The sequence below is a fragment of the Bacterioplanoides pacificum genome, from assembly GCF_042648445.1.
Taxonomy (GTDB): domain Bacteria; phylum Pseudomonadota; class Gammaproteobacteria; order Pseudomonadales; family Oceanobacteraceae; genus Bacterioplanoides; species Bacterioplanoides pacificum.
Map to the genome: position 1 here is coordinate 1 of NZ_JBHRYB010000018.1, position 534 is coordinate 534.

Consider the following 534-nt stretch of genomic DNA (forward strand, 5'->3'; position numbering starts at 1 on the left):
AGCGGTCACCACGGAGTGATTCATGACTGGGGTGAAGTCGTAACAAGGTAGCCCTAGGGGAACCTGGGGCTGGATCACCTCCTTAAACGATACTTCACTCATCTCAGTTAAGTACTCACACGAATTGTCTAAATCTTTGTGATCTGACGTAGGTCTGTAGCTCAGGTGGTTAGAGCGCACGCCTGATAAGCGTGAGGTCGGCAGTTCAAGTCTGCCCAGACCTACCAAACTCAGATTTAAAGACGAAATGGGGCTATAGCTCAGCTGGGAGAGCGCCTGCCTTGCACGCAGGAGGTCTGCGGTTCGATCCCGCATAGCTCCACCACTTCTCTTTAATTACTTGGTTAGTTATCAGCATTAAATGTGCTTAAAAAGCATATTTAATACTGATGATTACATCAGATTGCTCTTTAAAAATTTGGATACATGAGAATTGAGATTCTCAAGCGAACCGGCGGTTGCTTGATTTGATTGATAACTACCCGTTATTAATCAGTAAGCCCAACCATAAAGTCTTCTGCTTCATAGCTTGTA

The 534-nt window shown here is 45.1% G+C and carries 2 tRNA genes and 1 rRNA gene; all 3 read left to right on the forward strand.

The features are described 5' to 3' along the window. Positions 1-85, forward strand: a 16S ribosomal RNA gene (locus ACFOMG_RS16605); the annotation flags it as partial. A gap of 65 nt (positions 86-150) precedes the next feature. Beyond that, a tRNA-Ile gene (locus ACFOMG_RS16610) sits at positions 151-227 on the forward strand. Positions 228-249: 22 nt separating this feature from the next. Beyond that, positions 250-325: transfer RNA gene (locus tag ACFOMG_RS16615), tRNA-Ala, on the forward strand. The last annotated feature ends 209 nt before the right edge of the window (positions 326-534 follow it).